24 protein-coding genes and 1 pseudogene are annotated in these 25,583 nt (G+C 62.0%); 10 read left to right on the forward strand and 15 right to left on the reverse strand.

From position 1 onward, the window contains the following. Window position 1: 1 nt before the first annotated feature. A complete protein-coding gene (locus CIT26_RS16540; protein ID WP_095493566.1) occupies window positions 2–937 on the forward strand; it encodes a dimethyl sulfoxide reductase anchor subunit family protein in 936 nt (311 codons plus the stop codon). Window positions 938–943: 6 nt separating this feature from the next. On the opposite strand, the gene pdeM is transcribed toward CIT26_RS16540, so the two are convergent. From pdeM to CIT26_RS16565, 5 genes are all read right to left on the reverse strand, one after another. After that, window positions 944–1,660 (reverse strand): ligase-associated DNA damage response endonuclease PdeM, encoded by a 717-nt coding sequence (pdeM, locus tag CIT26_RS16545; RefSeq protein WP_095493567.1) that lies wholly within the window; start codon window positions 1,658–1,660, stop codon window positions 944–946. Continuing rightward, window positions 1,657–4,179 carry a ligase-associated DNA damage response DEXH box helicase gene (locus CIT26_RS16550; RefSeq protein WP_095493715.1) on the reverse strand — a complete coding sequence of 841 codons (2,523 nt, stop codon included), beginning with the start codon at window positions 4,177–4,179 and terminating at the stop codon, window positions 1,657–1,659. The genes pdeM and CIT26_RS16550 overlap by 4 nt, the downstream gene beginning before the upstream one ends. A gap of 104 nt (window positions 4,180–4,283) precedes the next feature. Beyond that, the gene (locus CIT26_RS16555; protein ID WP_095493568.1) at window positions 4,284–5,144 is read right to left on the reverse strand and encodes a C40 family peptidase; all 861 of its coding nucleotides are present in this window, start codon (window positions 5,142–5,144) and stop codon (window positions 4,284–4,286) included. Between the two features lie 30 nt (window positions 5,145–5,174). Next, window positions 5,175–5,525: a MarR family winged helix-turn-helix transcriptional regulator gene (locus CIT26_RS16560; protein WP_095493569.1), complete on the reverse strand. Its 351-nt coding sequence runs from the start codon at window positions 5,523–5,525 to the stop codon at window positions 5,175–5,177. A gap of 70 nt (window positions 5,526–5,595) precedes the next feature. Continuing rightward, window positions 5,596–6,960 carry a leucyl aminopeptidase family protein gene (locus CIT26_RS16565; protein WP_095493570.1) on the reverse strand — a complete coding sequence of 455 codons (1,365 nt, stop codon included), beginning with the start codon at window positions 6,958–6,960 and terminating at the stop codon, window positions 5,596–5,598. Between the two features lie 122 nt (window positions 6,961–7,082). On the opposite strand from CIT26_RS16565, the gene CIT26_RS16570 reads away from it, so the two are divergent. Further along, window positions 7,083–7,904: a tetratricopeptide repeat protein gene (locus CIT26_RS16570; protein ID WP_095493716.1), complete on the forward strand. Its 822-nt coding sequence runs from the start codon at window positions 7,083–7,085 to the stop codon at window positions 7,902–7,904. Between the two features lie 113 nt (window positions 7,905–8,017). Here the strand turns inward: CIT26_RS16570 and CIT26_RS16575 are convergent, their stop codons facing one another. The 9 genes from CIT26_RS16575 to CIT26_RS16615 form a co-directional block, all read right to left on the reverse strand. Then, the gene (locus CIT26_RS16575; RefSeq protein ID WP_095493571.1) at window positions 8,018–9,034 is read right to left on the reverse strand and encodes a type II secretion system F family protein; all 1,017 of its coding nucleotides are present in this window, start codon (window positions 9,032–9,034) and stop codon (window positions 8,018–8,020) included. Window positions 9,035–9,046: 12 nt separating this feature from the next. Then, on the reverse strand, window positions 9,047–10,060 hold the full coding sequence (locus CIT26_RS16580) for a type II secretion system F family protein (RefSeq protein ID WP_095493572.1): 1,014 nt from the start codon (window positions 10,058–10,060) through the stop codon (window positions 9,047–9,049). 29 nt (window positions 10,061–10,089) lie between these two features. Continuing rightward, window positions 10,090–11,598, reverse strand: coding sequence for a TadA family conjugal transfer-associated ATPase (locus CIT26_RS16585; protein WP_095493573.1), 1,509 nt, complete (start codon window positions 11,596–11,598; stop codon window positions 10,090–10,092). Window positions 11,599–11,627: 29 nt separating this feature from the next. Further along, window positions 11,628–12,911: a CpaE/TadZ family protein gene (locus CIT26_RS16590; RefSeq protein WP_206072774.1), complete on the reverse strand. Its 1,284-nt coding sequence runs from the start codon at window positions 12,909–12,911 to the stop codon at window positions 11,628–11,630. A gap of 34 nt (window positions 12,912–12,945) precedes the next feature. Beyond that, a complete protein-coding gene (locus CIT26_RS16595) occupies window positions 12,946–13,683 on the reverse strand; it encodes a CpaD family pilus assembly protein (protein ID WP_095493575.1) in 738 nt (245 codons plus the stop codon). A 14-nt stretch (window positions 13,684–13,697) separates the two neighbouring features. Continuing rightward, window positions 13,698–15,230 carry a type II and III secretion system protein family protein gene (locus CIT26_RS16600; RefSeq protein WP_095493576.1) on the reverse strand — a complete coding sequence of 511 codons (1,533 nt, stop codon included), beginning with the start codon at window positions 15,228–15,230 and terminating at the stop codon, window positions 13,698–13,700. Next, a complete protein-coding gene (cpaB, locus tag CIT26_RS16605) occupies window positions 15,227–16,039 on the reverse strand; it encodes a Flp pilus assembly protein CpaB (RefSeq protein ID WP_095493577.1) in 813 nt (270 codons plus the stop codon). Before cpaB ends, CIT26_RS16600 begins: the two co-directional genes overlap by 4 nt. Window positions 16,040–16,262: 223 nt before the next feature. Continuing rightward, window positions 16,263–16,781 carry an A24 family peptidase gene (locus tag CIT26_RS16610; protein ID WP_095493578.1) on the reverse strand — a complete coding sequence of 173 codons (519 nt, stop codon included), beginning with the start codon at window positions 16,779–16,781 and terminating at the stop codon, window positions 16,263–16,265. Window positions 16,782–16,948: 167 nt separating this feature from the next. Beyond that, window positions 16,949–17,122, reverse strand: coding sequence for a Flp family type IVb pilin (locus tag CIT26_RS16615; protein WP_095493579.1), 174 nt, complete (start codon window positions 17,120–17,122; stop codon window positions 16,949–16,951). 354 nt (window positions 17,123–17,476) lie between these two features. Between CIT26_RS16615 and CIT26_RS16620 the strand changes: the two genes are divergently transcribed. The 3 genes from CIT26_RS16620 to CIT26_RS16630 all read left to right on the forward strand — a co-directional run bounded on the left by CIT26_RS16620 (window position 17,477) and on the right by CIT26_RS16630 (window position 19,268). Continuing rightward, window positions 17,477–17,899 (forward strand): pilus assembly protein N-terminal domain-containing protein, encoded by a 423-nt coding sequence (locus tag CIT26_RS16620; protein WP_095493580.1) that lies wholly within the window; start codon window positions 17,477–17,479, stop codon window positions 17,897–17,899. A 151-nt stretch (window positions 17,900–18,050) separates the two neighbouring features. After that, window positions 18,051–18,611 carry a TadE/TadG family type IV pilus assembly protein gene (locus CIT26_RS16625; protein ID WP_095493581.1) on the forward strand — a complete coding sequence of 187 codons (561 nt, stop codon included), beginning with the start codon at window positions 18,051–18,053 and terminating at the stop codon, window positions 18,609–18,611. A 36-nt stretch (window positions 18,612–18,647) separates the two neighbouring features. After that, window positions 18,648–19,268, forward strand: a complete 621-nt coding sequence (locus tag CIT26_RS16630; protein ID WP_095493582.1) for a TadE/TadG family type IV pilus assembly protein — start codon at window positions 18,648–18,650, stop codon at window positions 19,266–19,268. Window positions 19,269–19,298: 30 nt separating this feature from the next. Here the strand turns inward: CIT26_RS16630 and CIT26_RS38800 are convergent. Then, window positions 19,299–19,441, reverse strand: a pseudogene (locus tag CIT26_RS38800) (phosphate/phosphite/phosphonate ABC transporter substrate-binding protein); the annotation flags it as partial. A gap of 210 nt (window positions 19,442–19,651) precedes the next feature. Between CIT26_RS38800 and CIT26_RS16640 the strand changes: the two are divergent. From CIT26_RS16640 to dnaA, 5 genes are all read left to right on the forward strand, one after another. Further along, the gene (locus tag CIT26_RS16640) at window positions 19,652–20,890 is read left to right on the forward strand and encodes a phosphopentomutase (protein WP_095493584.1); all 1,239 of its coding nucleotides are present in this window, start codon (window positions 19,652–19,654) and stop codon (window positions 20,888–20,890) included. Next, the gene (gene mutM, locus CIT26_RS16645; protein WP_095493585.1) at window positions 20,883–21,791 is read left to right on the forward strand and encodes a bifunctional DNA-formamidopyrimidine glycosylase/DNA-(apurinic or apyrimidinic site) lyase; all 909 of its coding nucleotides are present in this window, start codon (window positions 20,883–20,885) and stop codon (window positions 21,789–21,791) included. Before CIT26_RS16640 ends, mutM begins: the two co-directional genes overlap by 8 nt. 95 nt (window positions 21,792–21,886) lie before the next feature. Beyond that, window positions 21,887–22,660: an enoyl-CoA hydratase gene (locus CIT26_RS16650; protein ID WP_095493586.1), complete on the forward strand. Its 774-nt coding sequence runs from the start codon at window positions 21,887–21,889 to the stop codon at window positions 22,658–22,660. Between the two features lie 180 nt (window positions 22,661–22,840). After that, entirely contained in the window at window positions 22,841–23,107 is a 267-nt protein-coding gene (gene rpsT / locus CIT26_RS16655) for a 30S ribosomal protein S20 (protein ID WP_029356919.1), read from the forward strand. A gap of 846 nt (window positions 23,108–23,953) precedes the next feature. Beyond that, window positions 23,954–25,498, forward strand: a complete 1,545-nt coding sequence (gene dnaA, locus CIT26_RS16660) for a chromosomal replication initiator protein DnaA (protein WP_095493587.1) — start codon at window positions 23,954–23,956, stop codon at window positions 25,496–25,498. The last annotated feature ends 85 nt before the right edge of the window (window positions 25,499–25,583 follow it).

Consider the following 25,583-nt stretch of genomic DNA (forward strand, 5'->3'; position numbering starts at 1 on the left):
CATGCATCCAGCCTTCTCCGTCGTCTTTTTCACCACTGCCACGGGCGCCGGTTACGGCCTGCTCGCGTTGCTCGGCGTGCTGGCCGGACTAGGGTTCGTCCCGCCAAATTTCTGGCTCAGCCTCGTCGGCATGGGGCTGGCGCTCGGCCTGATCTCGGCCGGCCTGCTGTCGTCGGCCGGCCACCTCGGCCGGCCCGAACGCGCCTGGCGCGCGTTTTCGCAATGGCGAAGCTCATGGTTGTCGCGCGAAGGCATTGCGTCGGTTGCGACCTTCGTGCCGGCGGGGTTGTTCGCCATAGGCTGGGTGGTCCTCGGTCGCACGAACGGCTGGGTGGCTGTCGCCGGGCTGCTGGCTGCGGTCGGCGCGGTCGTCACCGTCTGCACCACCGGCATGATTTACGCGTCGCTGAAGCCGATCGCCCAGTGGCACAGCCGCTTCACTCTGCCCGGCTATCTGATTTATTCGGCGATGAGCGGCAGCGTGCTTCTCAACGCGCTGCTGCAGGGTTTCGCCCTCGGCTCGACCATCCTTCTGGCAGCTTGCGTGCTGCTGACGTTGCTCGGCTGGGGCTGGAAGCTGGCAACCTGGCGATACAATGACAGGCTGGAAATCCCGACCAACGCCAACACCGCGACCGGGCTTGCCGGCGGTACGGTGCGGTCGCTGGAATGGCCGCACACCGAGGAAAACTATCTGCTCAAGGAGATGGGCTTTCGCGTCGCGCGCAAGCATAAGGCGCGACTGCGCCAGATCACGCAAGTGCTGGCCTTCGCCTCGCCTGTTTTGCTGCTGGTTGCCGTGTTCGCCTTGCCATGGCCCTACGCGGCGGTGCTGTCGACACTCGCCGCAATCGTCCAATTCGCCGGCATGCTGGTCGAACGCTGGCTGTTCTTCGCCGAGGCGAAGCACACCGTCACCCTCTACTATGGCAGGTAGAGCAGCTCAGCCCGGCCTGAGCATCGAGCGGGAAATCGCGAAGATGCGCTCAGCGCCGAGCATATAGGCCATCAGCGTTTCGCGGCGGAACAGCCCGGCATAGGCGCGGTCGAGCACATTAAGCGAGCCGGTATAGGCGCCGAAAGCCGGCATGATCATGCGGCCGCCGTCACCGGCAAAGCAGCGCCGCCGCACTGAGCGGCCTTGCTGCACGATGCGGGCGCAAGGGTGCAGATGGCCTGATATTTCGCCTTCCACTCTCACTGCCGAAGGCTCATGCCGGAATACCAGAGCGCCGATGGCCAGCTCGCGCACCGTCTCGCCAGGCAGGTCGGCCGGCGCGTCCGGATCATGGTTGCCGGCAACCCAGAACCAGTCGCGGCCGGCCATCAGTCCTTCCAGGCGTTCGCGAAAGCTTGAGTGCATGCGCGCCGCGCCGCCACCATCATGAAAGCTGTCGCCCAGGCTGATGACGATCGCCGGCTGATAATCGGCAATCACCGCCTGCAGCCGGAGCAATGTCGCACCCGTGTCATAGGGGGGGATCAACGTGCCGCGCCGTGCCAGCGACGAACCCTTTTCCAGATGCAGGTCGGAGACAGTCAGCAGCCGAAGCTCGGGAAAATAAAGCACGCCGCGCCGATCGCAGATCGCGCGCTCGCCGGCGATGCCGATAGAGTCGGCGCCCGCCAGGGGCAAAGTCGTGGCCAGCACGCGCGTCATTGCGTCCCCATGGCCTCCTCGACCAGCGTTGCCGCATCCATCAGCAGCGTATCATCGGCCTCGCCATGCACCGGCATCTTGCCGATCTCGAGCATGATCGGCACGGCGAGCGGCGAGATCTGCTCAAGGTGCTTATGCACGATTCGTCCCTGGATACGCGAGAGCATCTCGGCAAGTCTGCTGACATCCAGCAGACCCGTGGCCGCATCGGCACGCGTCGCCTGCAACAGGATGTGATCGGGCTCATGGCTGCGCAGAACGTCGTAGATGAGGTCGGTCGACACGATGACCTGACGGCCGCTCTTCTCCTGGCCCGGATGACGTTTTTCGATCAGTCCCGAGATAAGCGCGCAATTGCGGAAAGTGCGCTTCAAGAGCCAGCTGCCGGCCAGCCAGGCTTCGAGATCGTCGCCCAGCATATCCTGGTCGAAAAGCGCGGCCAGCGACGGTTTCTTCGCCCTGAACATCCTGCCCATATCGGCCAGCGACCATATGGCAAGTGCATAGTCGGTGGCGACGAAGCCGAGCGGCCTGGCTCCCGCCCTGTCGAGCCGGCGGGTGAGCAGCATGCCGAGCGTCTGGTGCGCCAGCCTGCCCTCGAACGGATAGGCCACCAGATAGTGCCGGTTGCCGCGCGGAAAGGTCTCGATCAGCAGGTCGTCGCGTTTCGGCAGCACCGATTTGTCGGCCTGGAAGCGCAGCCAGTCGGCGACCTGCTCCGGCAGCTTCTTCCATCGCTGCGGGTCATCCAGCATGATGCGGACCTGTTCGGCGAGGTAGGTCGAAAGCGGGAATTTGCCGCCGCCATAATAAGGCACCTTGGCGTCGCTGCCGGGCGCATTCGAGACGAAGCACTCATTCTCGCGGATACCTTCGAAGCGCAGCACCTTGCCGGCGAACATGAAGGTATCGCCATGCGTCAGCGTTTCGAGGAAGGCCTCCTCGATCTTGCCGAGAACGCGGCCGCCGCGCGACGCGGACCCCTTGCTGCCGGCCTGGACGTAACGCACGTTGAGCGCCGGCACCTCGATGATGGTGCCGACATTCAGCCGGTATTGCTGGGCAATGCGAGGATTGGACACGCGCCACAGCCCGTCCTTGTTCAGGCGGATACGGGCGTAGCGCTCATAGTTCTTCAGCGCATAGCCGCCGGTGGCGACGAAATCGATGACGCGATCGAATGTCGGCCGATCGAGGCTGGTATAAGGTGCAGCTGTTCGCACTTCCTCGAACAAGGTATCGGCAAGGAATGGCGCGCCGCAAGCGCAACCCAGCACATGCTGCGCCAGCACGTCGAGCCCGCCATTGACCAGTGGCGGTGTATCCTGGGCGCCGAGATAATTGGCGTCGAGCGCCGCCCGGCATTCCAGCACCTCGAAGCGGTTGGCGGGGATCAGGATGGCCTTCGAAGGCTCGTCCATGCGGTGGTTGGCGCGGCCGATACGCTGCGCCAGCCGGCTCGCGCCCTTCGGCGCGCCGACATGCACGACCAGATCGACGTCGCCCCAGTCGATGCCGAGATCGAGCGTCGAAGTGGCGACAATGGCGCGCAAGGTATTCTCGCCCATCGCTTTCTCGACGCGCCGGCGCTGGGCGACATCGAGCGAGCCGTGATGCAGCGCGATCGGCAAGGTGTCCTCATTGACCCGCCACAATTCCTGAAACAACAGCTCGGCCTGGCTGCGCGTGTTGACGAACAGCAGGGTCGTCTTGTGTCGCTTGATCTCGCCGTAGATCTCCGGTGTCGCGTAGCGGGCCGAATGTCCGGCCCACGGCACGCGCTCCTCCGAATCGAGAATGGAGATCTCCGGCTTGGCGCCGCCGGTCACGACAATCAATTCGGCCATACCGCCGGGTGGGTTCTGGCTGACCAGCCAGCGGCGCAATTCATCGGGCTCGGCGACCGTCGCGGATAGGCCGATCGTCTGCAAGCCGGGAACAAAGGATCGCAGCCGGGCCAGACCGAGCGACAGGAGATGCCCGCGCTTCGACGTCACCAAAGAATGCAATTCGTCGAGCACGACGTAGTGCAGGTCCTCGAAGAAGCGCCCGGCGTCGGGCGCGGCAATCAGCAGCGCCAGTTGCTCGGGCGTGGTCAGGAGGATGTCGGGCGGCGTCAACTTCTGCCGCTGGCGCTTATGCGCGGGCGTGTCGCCGGTGCGCGTCTCGATGGTGACAGGCAGGCCGATCTCTTCGACCGGCTTGCCGAGATTGCGCTCGATATCGACCGCCAGCGCCTTCAGCGGCGAGATGTAGAGCGTATGGATGCCGCGACGCGCCTGCCCCGGCCTTCTCCTTGGCCGGCCGGCCAGCTCGGTTAATGAAGGCAGAAACCCGGCCAGCGTCTTGCCGGCACCGGTCGGCGCGATCAGCAGCACCGATTGTCCGGCTTGGGCGATCGCCAGCAATTCGATCTGATGCGCGCGCGGCGACCAGCCCTTTTCCGCAAACCATTTGAGGAATGGCTCGGGCAAGTGAACGGCGGCATTCTGTTCGGCGAGACGCGGCTGCTCTGTCACCCGCCAGAGGTAGCGCGGCGGCGCGCGATCGCCAAGCCGAATCGGAACAAAAGGTGATCGAGCATCTTCCTTCTCCCACAAGGGGAGAAGGACAGGCGCTTACATTACGGCCGCCGGAACCCTGTCGGACCGCCATAGAGATAGCCGATACGGGCGATGGCTTCCTTGAACCCTTCACGCGAGACCAGCATGGTGTGGCCGTTGGCGTGGATTATGGTCTCCGGATCGGTCATGATCGCAACATGGCCTTTCCAGAACACCAGGTCGCCGCGCCGCAACTCAGCAAAATCCGGCCCAGCTTCGAGCGGCTCACCGATGGTCGCCGCCTGCATGTCGGAATCGCGCAGCACTTGCCTGCCGGCCATGTGCATCGCCAGTTGCACGAGACCGGAGCAATCGATGCCGAAGCCGGAGGCGCCACCCCACAGATAGGGCGTGCCGAGAAAGGTTTCCGCGACCGCGACGTAGTCGGCAGCCGGCTCTCCGACAGGCCTGAGATGGCCCGATATGACCGCCTCGCCGGACGGCAGCAGCGCATAATGCGTGCCGCGCGTTTCGGCCGCGCCCGCCACCGTCACCGCCGATCCCATCGACAGCCACCCACTCAGCGGAAGCCGCAAATCCGGTCCGGGATAGAGGAAAGTGCGCGGCACGGAGACGACATGGGTTGGCGCATGGTCCCGCGCGCTTAGCACGGTGTCGGCGACATAGCCGACATAGCCGTCGCGTTCGGCCTGGAGCCAGGCCCAGCCCTCAACGTCTTCGAAGACGAGGACATCGTCGCCGAACAGAAGCTGCGTGTTGACGCCGGCATCCGCGCTCGGCGCCTTGCGGACATCGGCAACGGAAGCGGCGATACGCGCTGGCCGCCCGGCGACAAAGCGATCGGCGGCGACCTCACCTTTCAGCCTGGCATCGGCGAGATCGGAACGGAAGGCGTGAAGGCGGGCATCCCTGGCGGTCAAATCGGCAACTCGTTCAGAAGGGCGTTTCGGTCAGATGGGCAATTCCTGGGCTCTGGCAATGATAACATCGCCGAAGCGCTCGACAAAGAGAGCACCCTCTACGGTTCGCTTGACTAGCACGTTGCGCTTGTCGAGCTCATCGCGATGGCGCGACACCAGCTTCATCGCGCCCATTGTGTCGAGCGCGCGGGTGATGACCGGCTTGGTGACATTGAGGCGGGCGGCGAGCCCGCGCACCGTATGCGGCGGCGGATCGAGATAGATGGTGAACAGGATCGCCGTCTGGCGCATGGTGAGGTCCGGTGCGTCGTCGCGCACCTGAGACAGCATCACCTGCTGCCACAGTCGCAAGGCCTGGCTCGGGCGCATCGAAATCGACATCCGGCCAGCATGACGGAAAATTGTTTCGGTTCCGTTTCAGTCTCGATACCTTCCTGTCGGACCGCTAGCGTCAGGCGTAGCGTTTCGAGATGACCCTTTCCAGCGCGCGGATGGCTTGCGCCTCGCCGCCGGCGAGACCGTACGGACGATCGGACGGATTCCACGCGAAGATGTCGAAATGCGCCCAAGCAGCGGTCTTCTCGACGAAGCGCTTCAGGAAAAGCGCCGCCGTGATAGAGCCGGCGAAACCGTCTGACGTGACGTTGTTGATGTCGGCGATCTTCGACGACAGCTTTGCGTCATAGGGTTTCCACAACGGCATGCGCCACAGCGGATCCTCGACCGCGGCGGAAGCCTCCGCCAGATCGGACGCCAGCGCTTCATCACCGGTGTAGAAAGGCGGCAGATCGGGACCGAGCGCCACGCGAGCAGCCCCCGTCAAGGTCGCCATGTCGATCAGCAGTTGCGGCTCGTCGTCGTCTGCCAGTGCCAAGGCGTCCGCCAGCACCAGCCGTCCCTCGGCGTCGGTGTTGCCGATCTCGACGGTGATGCCCTTGCGGCTCACCAGCACGTCGCCGGGCCGGAAGGCGTTGCCGGCGATCGAATTCTCGACCGCCGGGATCAGCAAACGCAGCCGGACCTTCAGCCCGGCGGCCATGATCATCGAAGCAAGGCCCAATACGTTGGCCGCGCCACCCATGTCCTTCTTCATCAGGAGCATGCCCGAGGACGGCTTGATGTCGAGGCCACCGGTATCGAAGCAGACGCCCTTGCCGACCAGCGTCACCTTCGGGGCGTTATCCGGTCCCCATGTCATGTCGATCAGCCGCGGCGCACCGACGGAAGCGCGGCCGACCGCATGGATCATCGGGAAATTCTTCTTAAGCAGGTCGTCGCCCTTGGTTACCGACACTTCGGCCTTGTACGTCCCAGCCAGGGTCCGAACTGCCTTCTCCAACTCGTCCGGTCCCATGTCGCTGGTCGGCGTGTTGACCAGATCGCGCGTCAGGAAAACGCCATCGGCAGTTCGGCGAACACGCGCCGCGTCGGCGCCGGACGGCAGCGAAAAACGCAGCGCCTTGCCGGGTTTTTTGCCGTAGCGGGTGAAGACATAGCCGCCGAGCGCCAGTGCGACGGCCACCAGTTCCGGTTCGGCGGGTGCCGAGGCGAAATGCCAGTCGCCTTCGGGCAAGGCTCTCGCCAGCGCACCGATGGCAAGCGCGCCTTCGCCATCGCCCGTGCCGAACAGGGCGCCGGCAAGCGCGCCGTTTTCGTCGGGTACAATCAGCGTCCTGCCGGCCTCACCGGAAAAGCCGTTGGCCTTGGCCCATGCGAGCCAGGACGAGGCAAGGCCCGCTGCATCCAGTCTATCCTTCGCCACCAGGTGAACCGGCAGCGTGGTCTTCAGTTTTCCCTCGATGAGTTCGACTGGCATTCGATGGTCTCCGGCTTCCGAGTCGGCGCTTTTTAACTGTCCGTTAGGGTTAACAGAATATTTCTGCGGGAGGGAAGATGGCCATGTAATGGCCACGTACACGAATGGAGGCCCTGGTGCAGATGCCGACCAACCGCATGACGAACGCCACGGGGAAGCGGCTGATCACCACGGCGCTCATAATAGCGCTCGGTGCAAGCGTTGCAGGCTGCGGGACCAGCAAGTTGACAACCGGCTCGATCGGACGCACCAGCGGCAAACCCTTGGAAACCATGTCGGCCGGCGAGTTGCACAAGGCGACGATCGCGCTCGGTCAGTCCTACGCCAAGAACCCCAACGACAAGCGCATCGCGACGAATTATGCCGCGGCGCTGCAAATGGATGGCGACGCCGACCAATCGCTCGCCGTGATGCGCAAACTGGCGATCGCCCTGCCGAAGGACCGCGACGTGCTCGCCGCCTATGGCAAGGCACTTGCCGCCAACGGGCAGTTCGAGCCGGCGCTCGACGCGGTGCGCCGGGCGCAGACACCGGAATATCCCGACTGGAAGCTGGTGTCGGCGGAAGCGGCGATTCTCGACCAGCTTGGCCAGAGAGACGAGGCGCGCCAGAATTACCGCAAGGCGCTTGACCTCAAGCCGAACGAACCTTCGATTCTTTCAAATCTCGGCATGTCCTATGTGCTGGAAGGTGACCTGCGCACGGCCGAAACCTATATGCACTCGGCCGCCCAGCAGCCGAACGCCGACAGCCGCGTCCGCCAGAACCTGGCGTTGGTCGTCGGCCTGCAGGGCCGCTTCGACGAGGCCGAGAAGATCGCCTCGCAGGAGCTTTCGGCCGAACAGGCGCAGGCGAACGTGACTTACCTTCGCCAGATGCTCTCCCAGCAGAACGCCTGGAGCCAGCTCAAGGACCAGGACAAGGCAAAGCCTGCCACCAACTAACTACGCCGGCTTTGCTTCGAACCGCCAGTTCCTCAACTCATCGACATGCCGGAAATACCAAGCCGCGTTGCATCAGCACCGCGGCATTCGCATGTGTTGTCGCCTTGGCGAGGCTATTGGCTGCTCGATGTCGGCTGGTCGCCGAAGATGCCGCGCTGGCTCACCTGGATACCGGCGGGGCCCAGGATGATGGCGAACAGCACCGGCAGGAAGAACAGGATCATCGGCACGGTGAGCTTCGGCGGCAAGGCCGCGGCCTTCTTCTCGGCAGCGTTCATGCGCATGTCGCGGCTTTCGCCGGCAAGCACGCGTAGCGCGTGCGCCACCGGCGTGCCGTAGCGCTCGGCCTGGACCAGCGCCTGCGACACCGACTTGACCGATTCCAGGCCCGTGCGGCTCGCAAGGTTTTCGTAAGCCTGCTTGCGTTCCTGCAAATAAGAAAGCTCGGCATTGGTCAGGATGAACTCTTCGGCAAGTGCCACCGATTGCGCGCCGATCTCGTCCGCGACCTTACGAAACGCCGCCTCCACCGACATGCCGGATTCGACGCAGATCAGCATCAGATCGAGCGCGTCCGGCCATGCCATCTGGATCGACTGCTTGCGCTTGGTGGCGCGGTTGTTGACATAGAGCACCGGCGCGTAAAAACCGGCATAGGCGACGACGATACAGACGAACAATTTGATGAGAGGCGGCTGCTCCGGCAACCCCCCGAGCACGAACAGATACATTGCAGCCAGGGCAAAGCCGACAAAGGGCAGGACCAGACGGAAGAAAAGGAAACGCGTCAGCGGATTCTGCCCGCGAAAGCCAGCCACCTTGAGTTTCTGCAAGGTGCCTTCATCGGCCAGGGCGCGCCTCAGGTCCAGCCGATCGACAATATTGCGCATGCCGATCGACTGTTCCTCGCGCAGGCCCTTGCGGCGGCGATCGGCCTCGACGGCAAGCCGCGCACGCTGCTTGGCGCGCAATTCGTCGCGCTCCAGCGCCACGGATTTCATGCGCGCCTTGAGCTGGTTTCCGCCAAAGGCAGGCAGCAGCGTGAAGACGGTCGCAAACACCGCAATGCCGACCAGCAAGGCAATCAGAAATGCCGGATCCGTAAGCGTTTTGACGACGTTCTCAGTCATGCGCTCGAAATCCTAAACTTCGAAGTTCATCATCTTGCGCATCACCAGGATGCCGATCGACATCCAGACCGCCGAGCAGCCGAGGATCAGATGGCCGGTGCTGGTGGTAAACAGAGGCATGATGTAGTTCGGGCTTGTCAGGTAGACGAGAAAGGCGACGACGAACGGCAACGCACCGATGATGACGGCGGATGCCTTCGCTTCCATGGACAGCGCCTGGACCTTAGCCTTCATTTTCTTGCGGTCGCGAAGCACGCGCGAAAGATTGCCCAGCGCCTCGGAAAGATTGCCGCCGGCCTGGGACTGGATCTGGATGACGATGCCGAAGAAGCTCGCTTCCGTGCATGGCATCGTTTCGGCCATACGCATGCTGGCGTCGGGGATCGACAGGCCCATCTGCTGCGAATCGACGATGCGGCGGAACTCGGTCTTGACCGGTTCAGGGGCTTCGTTGGCGATCAGGCGGATGGCGTCGTTCAGCGGCAGGCCGGATTTGACTGCACGCACGATGATGTCGAGCGCGTTCGGAAATTCGTTGAGGAACGCCTTCACCCGGCGGGCGCGGCAAAACAAGACGAACCAGCGTGGCAGGCCGAGGACGCCGACCAGCAGCGCGCCGGGCAAGACATAAAGCGGCGCGCCGAAGAAATAGGCAAGAAACGTCAGGACGACGCCGCAAACCGCCGAGTAGAGATAGAAGCGCTCAAGCGACATCTTCATGCCCGCCTGACGAATCTGGGCCTTCAGTGGCGGCTTTTTGACGACACTCTGGTTGGTTTTTTGCTTCTGTTCGAGGTCCTTCAGTGAATCCTGAACCGATTTGCGCCGCTTGGCCGCTTCCGCTACGCGATCGCGCGAGGCCTTGACGACGGCGCCATCCGTCTCGGCGGTCTTGATCGTTTCGAGCCGCCTGCCGACTTGCTTCTCGGTGCTGATCTGGTTGAACAGAAAAGCATAGGCCACCGCGCCGGCGCTGAAGCCGGCGAGCACGATGAATGCCAATACGGTGCCGTCAATCCCGAACATCGACCTTGGCCCCTACGCCTCCAAATGCATCAGTCAGCGCGCTTCTCCATCGCCTCGAGCGCGTTGGCGAGGCGCTGTTCCTCGCCATAGTAGCGGGCGCGGTCCCAGAAATGCGGGCGCCCAATACCTGTCGACACGTGCTCACCCAGCAGCCTGCCATTCACGTCCTCGCCCTTTATGTTGTAGAGGACGATGTCCTGCGTGATGATGACGTCGCCTTCCATTCCGATCACCTCGGTGATGTGGGTGATGCGCCGCGATCCGTCGCGCAGGCGTGCGGCCTGGATGATCACGTCCACGGAACCGACGACGATTTCACGGACGGTTTTCTGCGGCAGCGTAAAGCCGCCCATCGCGATCATCGATTCGATACGGTTCAGGCATTCGCGCGGGCTGTTCGAGTGGATCGTGCCCATCGAGCCGTCGTGACCGGTGTTCATCGCCTGCAGAAGGTCGAACACCTCAGGTCCGCGCACTTCGCCAACGATGATGCGCTCGGGCCGCATGCGCAGGCAGTTCTTGACCAGGTCGCGCATGGTCACCTCGCCCTCACCCTCGAGGTTGGGCGGGCGGGTTTCCAGACGTACGACATGCGGCTGCTGCAGTTGCAGCTCGGCCGAGTCCTCACAGGTGATGACGCGCTCCTCGCGGTCGATATAATTGGTCAGGCAGTTGAGCAGCGTGGTCTTGCCCGAACCGGTACCGCCCGAAATGACGATGTTGCAGCGGACGCGTCCAATGATCTTGAGGATCTCGGCGCCGTGCGGCGAAATGGCGCCGAACTTGACCAGCTGGTCGAGCGTCAGCTTGTCCTTCTTGAACTTGCGGATGGTGAGCGCGGTGCCGTCGATGGCAAGCGGCGGCGCGATGACGTTGACGCGGGAGCCATCGGGAAGGCGTGCGTCGCAGATCGGGCTCGATTCATCGACGCGGCGGCCAACCTGGCTGACGATGCGCTGACAGATGTTGAGGAGCTGCTGGTTGTCGCGGAAACGGATGCCGGTCTGCTCGACCTTGCCGTTGACCTCGATGTAGACGTTCTTGGAACCGTTGACCATGATGTCGGCGATGTCGTCGCGGGCGAGCAATGGTTCCAGTGGCCCGTAACCCAGCACGTCATTGCAGATGTCCTCGAGCAGTTCTTCCTGCTCGGCGATCGACATCGCGAAATTCTTGATCGCGATGATGTCGTTGACGATGTCGCGGATTTCCTCGCGTGCGCTTTCGGGATCGAGTTTGGCGAGCTGCGACAGGTCGATCGTGTCAATGAGCGCGGAAAAGACCTGGCTCTTGGTATCGTAGTAGGTTTCGCTCTTTTGGCGCTGGACCTTTTTCGGCTCCGGCGCCAATGGCGGCGCCTCGACCGCACGGCGCACAGGCGGCGCAGCAGACGCGCCAAGCGACGGCGGCGGTGCGGGCTTGGCAAGAACCGACGTTTCTGCAGAGTTTGCCGACGCCGGCGCGGCAGGCGCAGGTGCCGGCTGACGGAGTTCCGGGGTGAACCGGCTGCCGTCGTCGCTGCCTCTTTTACCAAACATGATCGACTACCAATTCCGCTCCAAAAGCATCACTTCTTGCTGCGCGAGAGCTTGCCAAGGAGATTGCCGAGGCCCGCTTTCTTTCTTGCCTTGATTTCGCTGCGCCCGGTCAGCACATGCGCAATCTCGTTGATCGTGGCGACAACCGGGTTCTTGGCATCCATTTCGCCGAGCATGCGCCCGTTGTTGGCGGCGTTTCCGAACAGCAGCGGCTCGAAAGGAATAACCGACATCGGCGACAGGCCGAGCGAGTCGGCGAAGTCGGATGACGTAATCTCCGGACGCTTTGGCACGCCGGCCTGATTGATGATCAGCTTGGGCGGTGGATCGTTCGGGCGAAGCCGCTTGAACATGTCGACCAGATTCTTGGTGTTGCGCAGATTGGCCAGTTCCGGCGTCGCCGTGATCACAATCTCGTCGGCCTTGACCAGTATGCTCTTGGTCCAGCCTGTCCAGACGTGCGGAACATCGAGCACCAGAAGCGGCACGCTGCGCTGCGCCGTGTCGATAAGCTGCGTGAAAGCGTCGGGATCGAAATCGTAGACCCGCTCGAGCGTTGAAGGCGCTGCAAGCAGCGACAGATGCTGGGCGCACTGGGCAAGCAGCCGATCGAGATAGACCTCGTCGATGCGCTCCGGTGAGAAAACGGCTTCGGCAATGCCTTGCGCCGGATCCTGATCGAAATTGATGTTGGCCGTTCCGAAAGCCAGGTCGAGATCGGCGACAACCACTTCGGACTTGAACAGCGACGACATCGCCCAAGCCACATTGTGGGCAATGGTCGAGGACCCGACGCCACCCTTGGCGCCGATGAAGGCGATCGAGCGGCCGATCGGCTCGGCTTCCGGATCAACGAAAATCGACGATATCACGCTGACGATATCGGCCATCGACACCGGCGCGATGACATATTCGGAAATGCCGGAGCGGATGAGCTCGCGATAAAGCCCGACGTCATTGTAGTGGCCGATGACCACGACCTTCGAGGTCGGATCGCAATATTCGGCGAGCTGCGTGAGCTGCTCCAGCAATTGCGTCGGCTCGCTGCGCGATTCCAGCAGGATCAGGTTCGGCGTCGGCGCCGATTGATAGAATTCGATGGCGGTGGCGATGCCGCCCATATGGACCTTCAGATGGGCCTTCGCCATGCGACGATCCTCGCCGGCGCGCTCGACCGGATTGGCAACGCCCTCGGTCTCGCAAAATGCCTGGATCGAGATACGCGGAATCGGTCGCAACGCCTGCATGGCGGCGATGTCCTGCTGCGAGGTTTCGCCGCCATCTACCGCTGTGTCGTAGGCAAGATTGCTCATCGTCATTTCTTTCCGTGACTTGCGCGGCTCAAGCTCAATACTCAACTTCCGAATTGCCGAAGAACTCTTCCGAAATGCCTCTCTGGCGGTAGACGTCGATCACCGCGCCGCGATTTTCCGCGTCGATATCGGATTGCTTGCGCGGTCCGAGCAGATCGGTCGGATTTGCCATCTGGGCGGCAAGATTGTTCTGATACGAGCAGCCGAAATCGGCATGGTGCTTGTTTTCCGAGGTCTGCAGCAGGTCTTCGGGCCAGCGTCCGCATCTGTCGGTCTGCGCCTTCACCGAGACATAGGCGACGCGGATCGGCGCCGACGCTTCGGCCGAAACCGACTGGTAGCTGGTCATGACGATCCGGTTCCGGCTGATGCCGCTGGCAATCGCAAGTCTGGCGAAATCGCGACCGGCCGCGGTCGCGGCGATCTCGTTGGCCGAACCGCTCGGGATCGAGATCGTCAGGGTCGGAGCGGCGCTCTTGTCATAGCCGTCCAGGAAGCCCAGAAGGGTGTCGCGCTGAGACCCGGTCATGCCGCGATCGCCGGCGCCAACCGGAAGGTCGATCTTCTCGTTTTTCTCCGCAATCACGATCGGATGGTTGGTGCGATAGTCATCCGGGACAGCGCCGACCGTGATGCTGTCCCGGTTGGCGCAGCCCGCCAGCAATGCCGCGACCGCAACCGCCAGGACCGGAAGGACCGGCCGGTAGAGCCGCGAACGGCCGGGTCGCATCGCTGCGGTGATCGTCCTTGCCTTCAACGCTGACTGAGACATGTCCGCTTCCCCGCTTACTTGTAGATGAAGCCGACAACGCCGTGGTAACGGCCGTTGGGCTTGTCGGTCTGCATGCTGCCGTAGACGCGATTGACACGGCCAAGGAACATGCCGGCGCCATCGCTGGCGGCGTTGAAATTGTCGTCCGGCTTGGCAAGAGCGTTGCGCGTCACCGGCTTCACCAAATAGGGCGTGATGATGATGACGAGCTCGGTTTCGTTGCGGACGAAGTCCCTGCTGCGGAACAGCGTGCCGAGCACCGGGATCTTGGTCAGCCCGGGCAGCCCCGCGACCGCCTGCCGGATGTCGTCTCTAACGAGGCCGGCTATCATCATGGAACCGCCGGAAGGCAGTTCAACGGTGGTGTCGGCCAGCCGCTTGCGGATCGACAGCAAAGTGGTGCCGGGCAAATCGCCGGCCGCTTCGAGCACTGTGGCGCCTTCCGTCGTAGGCTCCGAAACCGACGTCCTCACTTTAAGGCTGATGCGGCCCGCCGAGAGCACGACAGGCTGGAATTCGAGGCCAATTCCATATTCGAGCTTTTCGTTGGTGTAAGTAACCTGGCCCGTTTGATTGTCGCTTGAAACGTTGTTCGTTCGGCTTGTGATTAGATTGAATTCACCGCCGACCTTGAATGTCGCTTTCTCGCCCGAGACCGCGGTCAGTGTCGGCTCGGCCAGCGTCTTCATGACACCGCTTTGCTCCATGGCGTTTATGTATGCTTGAAGCGCCGAGGTGCCGATTGAAGCTCCCGAAAATTGCGACAGGGGTTTTCCCAATCCGTATGCCGGCGAGCTCAACGCTCCCCAACTGATGCCGTTGCTGCCGCCGTCGCCAATCAGGTTGACGCCCAACTGCTTCATCACCGAGCGGCTAACTTCCGCAACCGTCACCTTCAGCGTCACCTGGTCGTCGCCGATGATCTGCAGCAGGTTGACGATCTGGCTGACGCGACGCTCGGAATCCGGATTGTCGATGTCGACACCGGCTTCGGCCGAGCCGCCGGAGGCGGTCTGCGAATATTGTCCCGTGGTCGCTTCACCGCCGGACACGAAGATGGTGGCCAGATCGACCGCGCGCTTGGCATCCAGGGGAGTGTCCACGGTTCCGGTCAGGACGACGTTGTCGTTCAGCAATTCGACCGTGATGGTCGATGACGGTATGAAGCGCCTGATATAGTCTTCCAGTCCGGCAACGTCCCGCTCGACCGCCAGATCCAGGCTGACGATCTGTTCGCCATTGGGGCCGAAGACGAAGATGTTGGTGTCGCCCACCGCCTTTCCGAACAGATAGATGCGCCTGGCGGTGCGGGTCACCGCATCGGCGACCGCCGGGTTGGCGACGAGAATATCATAGGCATCGCTAGGCAGGTCGATGACCACCGATTTGTTGAGACCGAGCTTGACGCGCTGGGTGGCGGTCGAAGCCGACACCTCGGCGTTCCTGCCTGCTGCATTCGCCTCGACGGGGCCTTGCGCATTCGTCCCAAGGAGGAACAGGCCGATAGCCGCAGCCAGGGCGACCGGCAGTCTAGCGTTTAGCCTCATTGCCTTGCTCCCACTTCGGAAACTTCGCCTGACTTGATCAATCGCACCGTTCCGCGCCGCCCATTGCCGGAAACGAGATAGTCGGCCTCGCCCAGATTCTTCTCCTGAGTGTCGCTGATCGACCGCAGCGCCAATGTCAGGCGATCCGCCATCTGCTGGGCGACGGTGATGATTTCCGCCTGCTGCGGTGTCAGCTCCAGCGTCGCGGTCTGGCCGACCCTGGTCCTCTTGCCTTCCTCGTCCTCCTGGATGGTCTGGTCGATCGCCAGGACGCGAATGTTCTTGAGAATGGTTTCGGTCGTAAACCCGCTGCCGCCGCCCGCGGCATCGGCTCTGCGGGTCATGATGACGTCGACGAAATCATTGGGAAGAATGAAGCCGCCGGCCGAAGTGTCGGCCGATACGGCTGTGGCAACTGCCCGCATGCCGGAGGGCAGGATCGACGACATGAAGCTCTGTCCCTCGCCGATCAGTTTGGACCGCCGCAGCGGCTCACCGGCATACATCGCAACACGGGCGACGCCGCCTTTCAGTTTCTCAAGCGCATCGGGCTCCGCAGCGCGGGTTATGAAATTCGCGTTGATGCCGTCGGCCGGCCAGGACTGCCAGCTGATGTTGTTCTCGAGCGGGCTGCCCATCGGAACGTCGCCGGACAGGACAAGCACGTCCTGCAGCGCGATTGCCGGCGCCTTGGGGCCGGAATCGACGATTTGAGGCGGCGGAGCCGTGGCCATGTTTTTTGCGACATAGCCTGCGCCACCTGCCGCGGCCACCGCCACGCCCAGAATGATCAGTCGGGATGCTGGCATCTGTCCGAACCTTGTTTTGGCAAATCCACGTAGCCAAGCCGGACCTTGCAGCGGCAATCGTCAAAACAAGGTTAATTTAATACTTACGATCGTGATTAATTTAAGGTTTACATAAATTTGAGGCATCCGGTCCGGACCGCAAAAAAGGCGCCCAAGCCGCCTGCCCAAAGGCCAGATCGAAGAAGGGAAGGCTGGTCTGACGAGGGAAGATTGATGGCGAGAATTAAGCCGCCAGCCTTGCCAGCGCCCACGCCATCAACGGCGAGTTCGGAAAGGTGAGCAGCCCGCCAATGCCGAGCGCGATGCCATAGGGAACGCCGGTCGTCTCGTCGGCGAAATGGCGTAGAAACGGATTGTGGCTTGTGACGGCCGCAAGCGGCGATTTCCGATAGACGAGGATGGCGAGCGTCAGCAGGCCACCGATGAATGTCGAGGCTACGAGATATTGAATGAGATGGATGTTCAGCCCCATCCAGAGGGCAGTGGCGGCCAGTAGCTTGGCGTCGCCGCCTCCCATGCCGCCGAGCGCGAACAGAGCGAAGGTCAGGGCGAGAACCAGGCCGCCGGCGGCGAAATGCCAGCCATAGGTTGCCCAGTCCATGCCCGTCAGCGGCGCGACCAGGGCGAAGACGGCCACAAGCAGCACCGGCACGCGATTGGCGATCGTCATCGACAGCATGTCGGAGATCGCGGCAAAGAGCATGCAGAACGGAAAGACGACGAAGATCAGGGCTTCAAGCATCGGCGCGGGCCTATGGTCACTGTACCTGGCCCAGCTTAGATATGTCCGATTAACGATTGATGAGGCCGAAATTTCAAAATCGCCTGACACATTCAAAATCGCCTGACACAATGATCAAGGGCCGCCAACGAGGCGGCCCTTGATCCGAAAACGACCAGATGTCGCTATTAGCCGGCGTTGTTGAGCGTAGTGGCGATCCCGTTGAACTTCGCGTTCAGCGCGTTGCCCAGCGAGCCGGCGCCGACCATGATGGCGAGCGCGATGAGAGCGGCGATCAGACCGTATTCGATAGCGGTCGCGCCGGATTCGTCCTTCACAAAACGTGCAATGAGATTAGACATTCGAGAGCTCCTACTCCAGGTGTTACAGCAATTCCGTCAACTTCTCTTGGCGGCTGATCGGATGCTGCCAATCTATGGGGAAGCTCTTTCGATCGGCTTAATAAACAGCCTTACCGATTCCTTTCCGGCTTCGATGACATGCCGTGGTTAACCGTAAACTAAGTGCGCCTAATGGACCCGACCGGCACGCCAAAGGGCGCGAAAGCCGCAATTCAGCGATTGGGAAAGGGGCGACCCGCTTCAGGCGATCACGATGCCGATCCCGACATCATCACGCCTCCCCATCCGCTTAACCGTTGGTTCACCAATCTCGTTCATGTTCCGTTGAGCAGTTTGCCGCCGTGGAGCGCTTCAATGACCGGGCCGAGATCGTCATTCCCGATTGTCGCGCTTCTTGCCGCCACGGCCTTTGTCGTGCCGGCCAAGGCTGGTGCCGGCATCGAGGTCACGATGAACCAGGCGAAGATCGTCAAACTGTCGCGCGCCGCCGATACGATCGTCGTCGGCAACCCGGCGATCGCCGACGCCGCCGTGCAGGATGCTTCGACGATCGTGCTGACGGGCAAGGGCTTTGGCGTCACCAACCTCGTTGTCCTAGATCAAGAGGGCCGTCCGATCGTCGACGAGCAGATCACCGTCGTGCGACAGGACGCGTCGTCGGTGCGCATCTATCGGCGTGCCGAAATACAGACCATGTCGTGCACGCCGTATTGCGAAAGCTCGTATAAAAGCGATGCGGAGAAGGCCTCGGAAGCCGAGATAAGCGCCGGCCGGTAGCGACCTGACCGTCTCGTCTCGCTGAAATGCCGCTTCGGTTATCGGCCTGTTAAAACCTTTCCCTCGAATTTAACGATCATCCAAACCGCACTTCAATGGGTTTGCGCTAATGTTCCCTCCGACACCCCTTCAGGATCGGCAGGCGCGGGACATGAGCAAAGCAGGACCAGCAGGCTTTTCAACGCGCTTCCTTGGCGACCGGCGCGGCAGCACGGCTTTGGAATTCGCGATGCTTGCGGTGCCATTTGCGCTCCTCGTCTTTGCCATACTGGAGAGCTGCATTTCATTTGCCGGGCAAGAGGTAATGGCCAATATCGCCGACGATGTCGCGCGCCAGCTACGGACGGGCCAGATAAGGCAGGCCAACGTAACGGAGGCCACGCTGAAGACCATGATCTGCAGCCGGCTGGAAATCATGGTCGCAAAGGACTGCCCCGGATTGCTGGTGGATCTGCGCGAATATCCGACCTTCGCCGATGCGGCCTCCGCACGCTTCAAGATCCAAGACGGTGAGATCGTGCTGACGCAAGGCACGAGTGCGAAGACCTTCACGGTGGCCCCGGGCTTGGCTGAATCGATAAACATGCTGCGGGTTTTTTACAAATGGCCCGTCATGACCGATTTCATGGCCAAGTCGATGGCCAATCTGAAAGACGGCAACACGCTGCATTTCGCATCGGTGACCTGGCAGAACGAGCCGTTCGACAACTGAAAACGCACCGTTGCGTGGGTGGAAAAGGACGAGGGCATGGCGCGTGCGGGGGCACATATGAGGGTCGCTGGGATCTGCGCGAAAGCCATCCGGTTCTGCTGCGATCGCCGCGGTGTCGCGGCGGTTGAGTTTGCCTTCATCGTGCCCGTCCTGCTGATCATGTACTTCATGACTATGGAAGCCTCGCAAGCCATCGAGACCAGCAAGAAGGTCAGTCGCATCGGCAGCATGGTGGCGGATCTCGTTACCCAGCAGCAGACCATCACGGCAGCCGATCTCGATGCGATCATGCAGATCGGCAACTCCGCCCTTCAGCCGTACAACCGATCGACCCCGGAAATCATCATCACCGCAATCCAGGTCACGGACGAAGCGACGCCGAAGATGGTGGTCGTTTGGTCACGCAAAATGGTCGGTGGCGCCTTCAGCGCCGGCGCCGCCAAAAACTCCATCACCACGGTTGCACCGACGCTCGAGATCAAGGGCACCTTTCTCATTCGCGTCGAAAGCAATCTCGCATACCAGCCGATCATCACCTGGTCGGCGGACAGTGAGAAACGGCTTGGATTGAGTTCGGCTTTCGACTCGATATCGATGCGCGAAACCTATTATCTCAGGCCCCGCAGGAGCCCGACGATTCCCTGCAGCACCTGCTGAAACGACCGCGCCAAACTCCGGCCGACATAGCTATCGGTCGTTGCCTGACACAAGGCGCACGATGGCTGCAGCCATTGCATGATCCTTCGGGGCGGCGACGGCGAAGCCGCCGGAATGTTTTGATTCCAGAAGAGGACATTCGACGTCGATCTGAGATTGATGAGGAACACGGTCGGCGACGCCTCGATGGCCTCGCAGCCATCGTGGCTCTGCTGGGTGCGGCCTGGTCGAACCCAGTGCGCGCCGAATGGCGAGGATGACATCGGCACGGTTCGTGTCCACATCTCAACTATCGCGCCAAGCCGTCTGCTTCCGAATTGCCAATGGCGGCGCCGCCCCCTATGTCTGGGCGGACAGACAAACGATAATAATGAACCCCTGCCATGGCGCGCGCCTTTCTTTTTGTTCTCGATTCCTTCGGCATCGGCGGCGCGGCTGACGCCGAGCGCTATGGCGACGCCGGTTCCAACACGTTCGGACACATCGCCAGAGCCTGCGCGGAGGGCCGGGCGGATCGCGAGGGGCTGCGCAAAGGCCCGCTTTTCGTACCCAACATGCTCTCGCTCGGCCTGGGTCACGCGGCGAAAACCGCGGCGGGATTCAGCATCGACATCGGCAGCAAGGTCCAGCTCGCCTCCTCGTTCCATGGCGCGGCGCAGGAGATTTCGAGCGGCAAGGACACGCCATCGGGCCATTGGGAAATCGCCGCCCTGCCGGTCCGCTTCGACTGGGGCTATTTCCCGGACACGGTTCCCGCCTTTCCAGCCGACCTGACCGAAGCGATCATCCGCGAAGGAGAGGTGCCGGGCATTCTCGGCAATTGCCATGCCCCGGGCACCGAGATCATCGAGCGTTTCGGCGAGGAGCATATCCGCACCGGCAAGCCGATCTGCTACACTTCGGTCGACTCCGTCCTACAGATCGCCGCGCATGAAGTTCACTTCGGCCTGGAACGGCTCTACGAATTCTGCAAGGTGGTGCGCAGGCTGGTCGATCCGCTGAACATCGGACGGGTGATCGCGCGGCCTTTCATTGGGGAAACCGCCGCCAGCTTTGAACGGACGCACAACCGCCGGGACTATTCGGTGCCGCCGCCCGAACCGACCCTGCTCGACCGGCTGACGGCGCGCGGCAGCCGGGTCATCGCGGTCGGCAAGATCGGCGACATCTTCGCCCATCGCGGCATATCGGAAGTGCGCAAGGCCGCCGGCAACATGGCGATGTTCGACAAAGCGCTCGGCGCGATGGATGACGCGGGCGACGGCGATCTCGTCTTCGCCAATTTCGTCGATTTCGACACAGAGTTCGGCCATCGGCGCGACGTTGCCGGCTATGCCGCCGCGCTCGAGGCCTTCGACCGGCGGCTGCCGGAGGCGCTTGCACGGCTGAGGCATGGCGACCTTCTCATCCTCACGGCCGACCATGGCAACGATCCGACCTGGCACGGCACCGATCATACACGCGAACGCATTCCGGTGATCGGCACGGGACCAGGTTTTGGCGGCGACATTGGGCTCAGAACGACCTTCGCCGACATCGGTGAAACCGTCGCCGAGCATCTTGGGCTGGCACGCGGCCGTCACGGCACCTCCTTCTATACAACGATAGGCGGCCATGCCTGAGTTGCCTGAGGTCGAAACGGTGCGGCGGGGCCTGCAGCCGGTTCTGGAAGGCTCCCGCATCGCCCGCGTCGAGGCACGCCGGCCCGACCTGCGCTTTCCGTTTCCCGAAAAATTCTTGGAGAGGCTGACCGGCAAGACGATTACGGCGCTCGGCCGCCGGGCCAAATACCTGACGATGCATCTCGAAGGCGGTCCGGTGCTGATCTGCCATCTCGGCATGTCGGGTTCGTTCCGCATCGAAACGTCCGATGACGGCGAAATGCCCGATAGCAGCGAAATGTTGGGCGCGTTTTATCTCGAGCGCTCGAAAAGCGCGGTGCACGACCATGTCGTCTTCCATATCGTCTCTCCCGAAGGCGCCCGGTCCCGCGTGACTTTCAACGATCCGCGCCGTTTCGGCTTCATGCTGTTTTCCGAAGGGGCGCCCGACACGCATCCGATGCTGGCGGGGCTGGGCGTCGAGCCGACAGGCAATGCTTTGGACGGCGAGCTGCTCGCCTCGCTGCTGAAAGGCCGGAAGTCGCCGCTGAAGGCAGCACTTCTCGATCAGCGGTTGATCGCCGGGCTCGGCAATATCTATGTGTCGGAGGCCCTGTGGCGCGCCGGTCTGTCGCCGTTGCGCGAGGCGGGCACCATCGCAAAGCCTGGAAAGAAGGCCAAACAGCAGCGCGACGCCCTTGCCGAAGCAATCCGCGCGGTGATTGCCGATGCGATCGCCGCCGGCGGATCGTCGCTGCGCGACTATGTGCAGACCGACGGGTCTCTGGGCTATTTCCAGCATTCGTTCGCGGTCTATGATCGCGAGGGCGAACCCTGCTCCAAGCACGGCTGCGGCGGCCACATAGAGCGCATCGTGCAAAGCGGGCGTTCCACCTTCTATTGCCGGACTTGTCAGTTGTGAGCTAGGTGCCGGGTGCGAGCTAGGTGCCGGGTGTGACCTAGATGCCGAGTTGGACGCCAGATGTAAGCCAGATGACCGAGTGAGGAGATACAGTCATGGCCTATGAAACGATTATCGTCGAAATCCGCGGCAAGGTCGGGCTGATCACGCTGAACCGGCCGAAGGCGCTCAATGCGCTGAACTCCCAGGTCCTGACGGAAGTGGTCGCGGCCGTGAACGGCTTCTGCGCGAATGCCGACATCGGCGCGATGGTCATCACCGGCTCCGAAAAAGCCTTCGCGGCAGGTGCGGACATCAAGGAAATGCAGGCGATCTCCTTTGTCGACGCCTATGTGCAGGATTTCTTTGTCGGCTGGGAAGAGTTCACCCGGGCGCGCAAGCCTGTTATCGCGGCGGTGGCCGGCTATGCTCTCGGCGGCGGCTGCGAACTGGCGATGATGTGCGATTTCATCATCGCCGCCGACAACGCCAAATTCGGCCAACCCGAGATCACACTCGGCGTCATGCCGGGCATGGGCGGATCACAGCGCCTCACCCGCTTCGTCGGCAAATCGAAGGCGATGGACATGTGCCTGACCGGACGGATGATGGATGCGGCGGAAGCCGAGCGTTGCGGCCTGGTGTCACGTGTCGTGCCCGCCGGCGAGCTGCTCGAGGAGGCATTGAAGGCGGCAGCCAAGATAGCCGATTTTTCGCTGCCGTCGGTGATGATGGCGAAAGAGGCCGTCAACCGCGCCTATGAAACGACACTGGCCGAAGGGCTGCGGTTCGAGCGCCGACTGTTTCACTCGCTGTTTGCGCTCGATGACCAGAAGGAAGGCATGGCGGCCTTTGCCGAGAAACGGAAGCCAAATTTCACGAACCGGTAGATCGTGACGACAACGGCCAGAAGCGAGCGACAGCAGCGGCCAAAAAGAAGGCGAAGCAGCGTTGACGCGCCGGAAAAGCTGAACTATAAGCCGCACCAACCGAGGCGGCCCTGTGGCTGCCCGTTTGTTTTTGCGCCCTGCGACATCCCGCGTGCGCCACCAGATCAGAAGAGAGGCATCATGGCCAATACCTCCTCGGCCAAAAAGGCAACGCGCAAGATCGCCCGTCGCACGGCGATCAACAAGAACCGCCGCTCGCGCGTGCGGACCTACATCCGCCAGGTCGAAGAGGCGCTCGCCTCGGGCGACAAGGCCGCCGCGCAGGCTGCTTTCAAGGTGGCGGAACCGGAATTGATGCGCGCCGCGACCAAGGGCGTGGTGCACAAGAATACGGCATCCCGCAAGGTGTCGCGCCTGGCCCAGCGACTCAAGGTGCTGTCGGCCTAATATACCTTTACTGATCTTGTCCTCTTCAAGCCCGGCCGCTCGTGCCGGGTTTTTTCGTTTGCCGGCAAGTACTTAAAAAGAAATCTCGCAAACGGACACTCCGCACGATTTCAATGTTCGAAAAGCTTTGCCGGCATATACATGCCTGCTGATAGGCGCGGCCGCTGAAAGCGTTCACGGCGACAATATCAGCTGTCGAAAATCAGCTTTATATTTCAATAAGTTATTGACGGTCATCCACAGCTTGTTCACATCGGGCGCGAGGGACGGGGAACATTTGCCTGTCAAGAAAATTATTTCAGAAAATTTCGCGCGATGCGGCCTTTTTCATATTCGCCGGAAAAGGGTTTGAATCACAATGGCTTTGTCAAAACATGCCAGTGCAACGCAGGCTCCGAACCCGTCTGCGCTAACCACATTCCTTAAAAATCCGTTAGTCGTGGCCTTGCCCTATCCACAGCGATTTCGTTAATGTCGGTCTATCGAGAGGGACGGGCCGTTGGCCCTTAACCCAGCCTGAATCGGCCAGCAAAAAATGGCAGAATTAGTGACGTGGATTATTTCCGCGTACGGGCTTGGTTTGTCTTTTCGATACGGTAGGGGATTGGCGTAATTGTACATGGCAGATCAATGACGCGCCGGCGTTTTCGCCGGACGGAATTGTATCGCCCTGACATGACCAAAGCGGGCTGGCTCTGATGAGGCGGCGCCGGTTCCCTGACAATGAGGCGACATCATCTGCCGGCGGCGGCGATGGTGTCGCAGCGAGGACACGGTCGCCGGAAACATGGATGCAGGAGGCGCATTCCCGGCGGAAAAAGGTACAAAAGGACAAGGAACTCGATCATGCAGAGCGGCATCGAAAGGGAGCTTACGGGCGACCTCCCATTCCCTGGAACCTTAACCGAAGGGGACGATATGTCGGCTTCCATCGACGCGGAACAAAAGTTCGACCGGGTGAAGGCCCAGTTGAAGGCGCGTCTTGGAACCGAAGTCTATTCGAGCTGGTTTGGACGCATGAAGGTCGCCGAGGCGTCCCGGGGCATTGTCCGCATCTCGGTTCCCACCGCCTTCCTGCGCTCGTGGATCAACGGCCACTATCTCGACCTCATCGCCGAGCTGTGGAAACACGAGGATCCTGAAATCCTCAAGATCGAGATCGTGGTGCGCACCGCAACCCGCCCGGGGCGCAACGGCGTCGAGCCCGAAGTGGCCCCGGCGCGCAAGATGACCAGGCAAGCGCAAACGGCGCTGGCCGCGGGAACAGCAAGCCCCGGCAGGCTGGAGCGGGTACCGGCACCTCGCCCGGGAACGCCCGCAGAGACCGAGTTCCGGCACAATGTGCTCGGTTCGCCGCTAGACCCGCGCTACACGTTCGGCTCTTTCATCGAGGGACCGTCAAACCGGGTGGCCTTCGCCGCCGCCAAAGCCGTGGCGGAATCGCAGTCGAGCGCGGTGCGCTTCAATCCTCTGTTTCTTCACGCGACGGTGGGGCTGGGCAAGACTCACCTGCTGCAGGCGATCGCGGCGGAATCGCTGAAGCAGAATCCGAAGTCGCGTGTCGTCTATCTCACCGCCGAATATTTCATGTGGCGGTTTGCTACCGCGATCCGCGACAACAACGCGCTGACGCTGAAGGAACAGCTGCGCGACATCGACCTTCTCATCATCGACGACATGCAGTTCCTGCAAGGCAAGTCGATCCAGCATGAATTCTGCCATCTGATCAACATGCTGCTCGACAGCGCCAAGCAGGTGGTGGTTGCAGCCGACCGACCGCCGTCGGAACTGGAATCGCTGGAGCCTCGCGTCCGCTCGCGCCTCAACGGCGGTGTCGCGCTCGAAATGTCGGCGCCGGATTTCGCCATGCGGATCGGCATGCTCAAGCTGCGCCTTGCCACCGCCAAGGCCGATGACGCGTCGCTCGACATCTCGGAGGAGATTCTCAACCATGTCGCTCGCACGGTGACCGGCAGCGGGCGCGAACTCGAAGGTGCGTTCAACCAGCTCCTGTTCCGCCAGTCGTTCGAACCGCAGATCACCATCGACCGCATCGACGAGATCCTCGGCCACATCTATCGTTCGGGCGAGCCGAAGCGGGTGCGCATCGAGGACATCCAGCGCATCGTCGCGCGCCACTACAATGTGTCGAAGACCGAACTTCTGTCCAACCGGCGCACGCGTACGATCGTAAAGCCGCGGCAGGTCGCCATGTACCTGTCGAAGGTGATGACACCGCGCTCCTTGCCGGAGATCGGACGTCGTTTCGGTGGCCGCGACCACACGACGGTGCTGCATGCCGTGCGCAAGATCGAGGATCTTTCAGGCGTCGACAACACGCTGGCGCAGGAGCTCGAATTGCTGAGAAGACTCATCAACGATCAGGCCTGACCGGCCCGAAAAACAAAAGCGCGTCGCATTTGGATGGCTGCGACGCGCTTGAAATCTTTGTTTTTATGCATGTCGTTGCCCCAAA

It is taken from the genome of Mesorhizobium temperatum (assembly GCF_002284575.1).
GTDB classification, from domain to species: Bacteria; Pseudomonadota; Alphaproteobacteria; order Rhizobiales; family Rhizobiaceae; genus Mesorhizobium; species Mesorhizobium temperatum.

Excerpts from the sequence above, each read along its gene's own strand:
- CIT26_RS16575 (WP_095493571.1), bottom strand. The coding sequence starts at position 9,034 with ATGACTGAGAACGTCGTCAAAACGCTTACGGATCCGGCATTTCTGATT.
- CIT26_RS16570 (WP_095493716.1), top strand. The coding sequence starts at position 7,083 with ATGCCGACCAACCGCATGACGAACGCCACGGGGAAGCGGCTGATCACC.
- CIT26_RS16615 (WP_095493579.1), bottom strand. The coding sequence starts at position 17,122 with ATGTCTAATCTCATTGCACGTTTTGTGAAGGACGAATCCGGCGCGACC.
- CIT26_RS16650 (WP_095493586.1), top strand. The coding sequence starts at position 21,887 with ATGGCCTATGAAACGATTATCGTCGAAATCCGCGGCAAGGTCGGGCTG.
- CIT26_RS16610 (WP_095493578.1), bottom strand. The coding sequence starts at position 16,781 with ATGCTTGAAGCCCTGATCTTCGTCGTCTTTCCGTTCTGCATGCTCTTT.
- pdeM (WP_095493567.1), bottom strand. The coding sequence starts at position 1,660 with ATGACGCGCGTGCTGGCCACGACTTTGCCCCTGGCGGGCGCCGACTCT.
- CIT26_RS16625 (WP_095493581.1), top strand. The coding sequence starts at position 18,051 with ATGAGCAAAGCAGGACCAGCAGGCTTTTCAACGCGCTTCCTTGGCGAC.
- mutM (WP_095493585.1), top strand. The coding sequence starts at position 20,883 with ATGCCTGAGTTGCCTGAGGTCGAAACGGTGCGGCGGGGCCTGCAGCCG.
- CIT26_RS16585 (WP_095493573.1), bottom strand. The coding sequence starts at position 11,598 with ATGTTTGGTAAAAGAGGCAGCGACGACGGCAGCCGGTTCACCCCGGAA.
- dnaA (WP_095493587.1), top strand. The coding sequence starts at position 23,954 with ATGCAGAGCGGCATCGAAAGGGAGCTTACGGGCGACCTCCCATTCCCT.
- CIT26_RS16565 (WP_095493570.1), bottom strand. The coding sequence starts at position 6,960 with ATGCCAGTCGAACTCATCGAGGGAAAACTGAAGACCACGCTGCCGGTT.
- CIT26_RS16590 (WP_206072774.1), bottom strand. The coding sequence starts at position 12,911 with ATGAGCAATCTTGCCTACGACACAGCGGTAGATGGCGGCGAAACCTCG.
- CIT26_RS16595 (WP_095493575.1), bottom strand. The coding sequence starts at position 13,683 with ATGTCTCAGTCAGCGTTGAAGGCAAGGACGATCACCGCAGCGATGCGA.
- CIT26_RS16620 (WP_095493580.1), top strand. The coding sequence starts at position 17,477 with ATGACCGGGCCGAGATCGTCATTCCCGATTGTCGCGCTTCTTGCCGCC.
- cpaB (WP_095493577.1), bottom strand. The coding sequence starts at position 16,039 with ATGCCAGCATCCCGACTGATCATTCTGGGCGTGGCGGTGGCCGCGGCA.
- CIT26_RS16640 (WP_095493584.1), top strand. The coding sequence starts at position 19,652 with ATGGCGCGCGCCTTTCTTTTTGTTCTCGATTCCTTCGGCATCGGCGGC.
- CIT26_RS16600 (WP_095493576.1), bottom strand. The coding sequence starts at position 15,230 with ATGAGGCTAAACGCTAGACTGCCGGTCGCCCTGGCTGCGGCTATCGGC.
- CIT26_RS16580 (WP_095493572.1), bottom strand. The coding sequence starts at position 10,060 with ATGTTCGGGATTGACGGCACCGTATTGGCATTCATCGTGCTCGCCGGC.
- CIT26_RS16540 (WP_095493566.1), top strand. The coding sequence starts at position 2 with ATGCATCCAGCCTTCTCCGTCGTCTTTTTCACCACTGCCACGGGCGCC.
- rpsT (WP_029356919.1), top strand. The coding sequence starts at position 22,841 with ATGGCCAATACCTCCTCGGCCAAAAAGGCAACGCGCAAGATCGCCCGT.
- CIT26_RS16630 (WP_095493582.1), top strand. The coding sequence starts at position 18,648 with ATGGCGCGTGCGGGGGCACATATGAGGGTCGCTGGGATCTGCGCGAAA.
- CIT26_RS16560 (WP_095493569.1), bottom strand. The coding sequence starts at position 5,525 with ATGTCGATTTCGATGCGCCCGAGCCAGGCCTTGCGACTGTGGCAGCAG.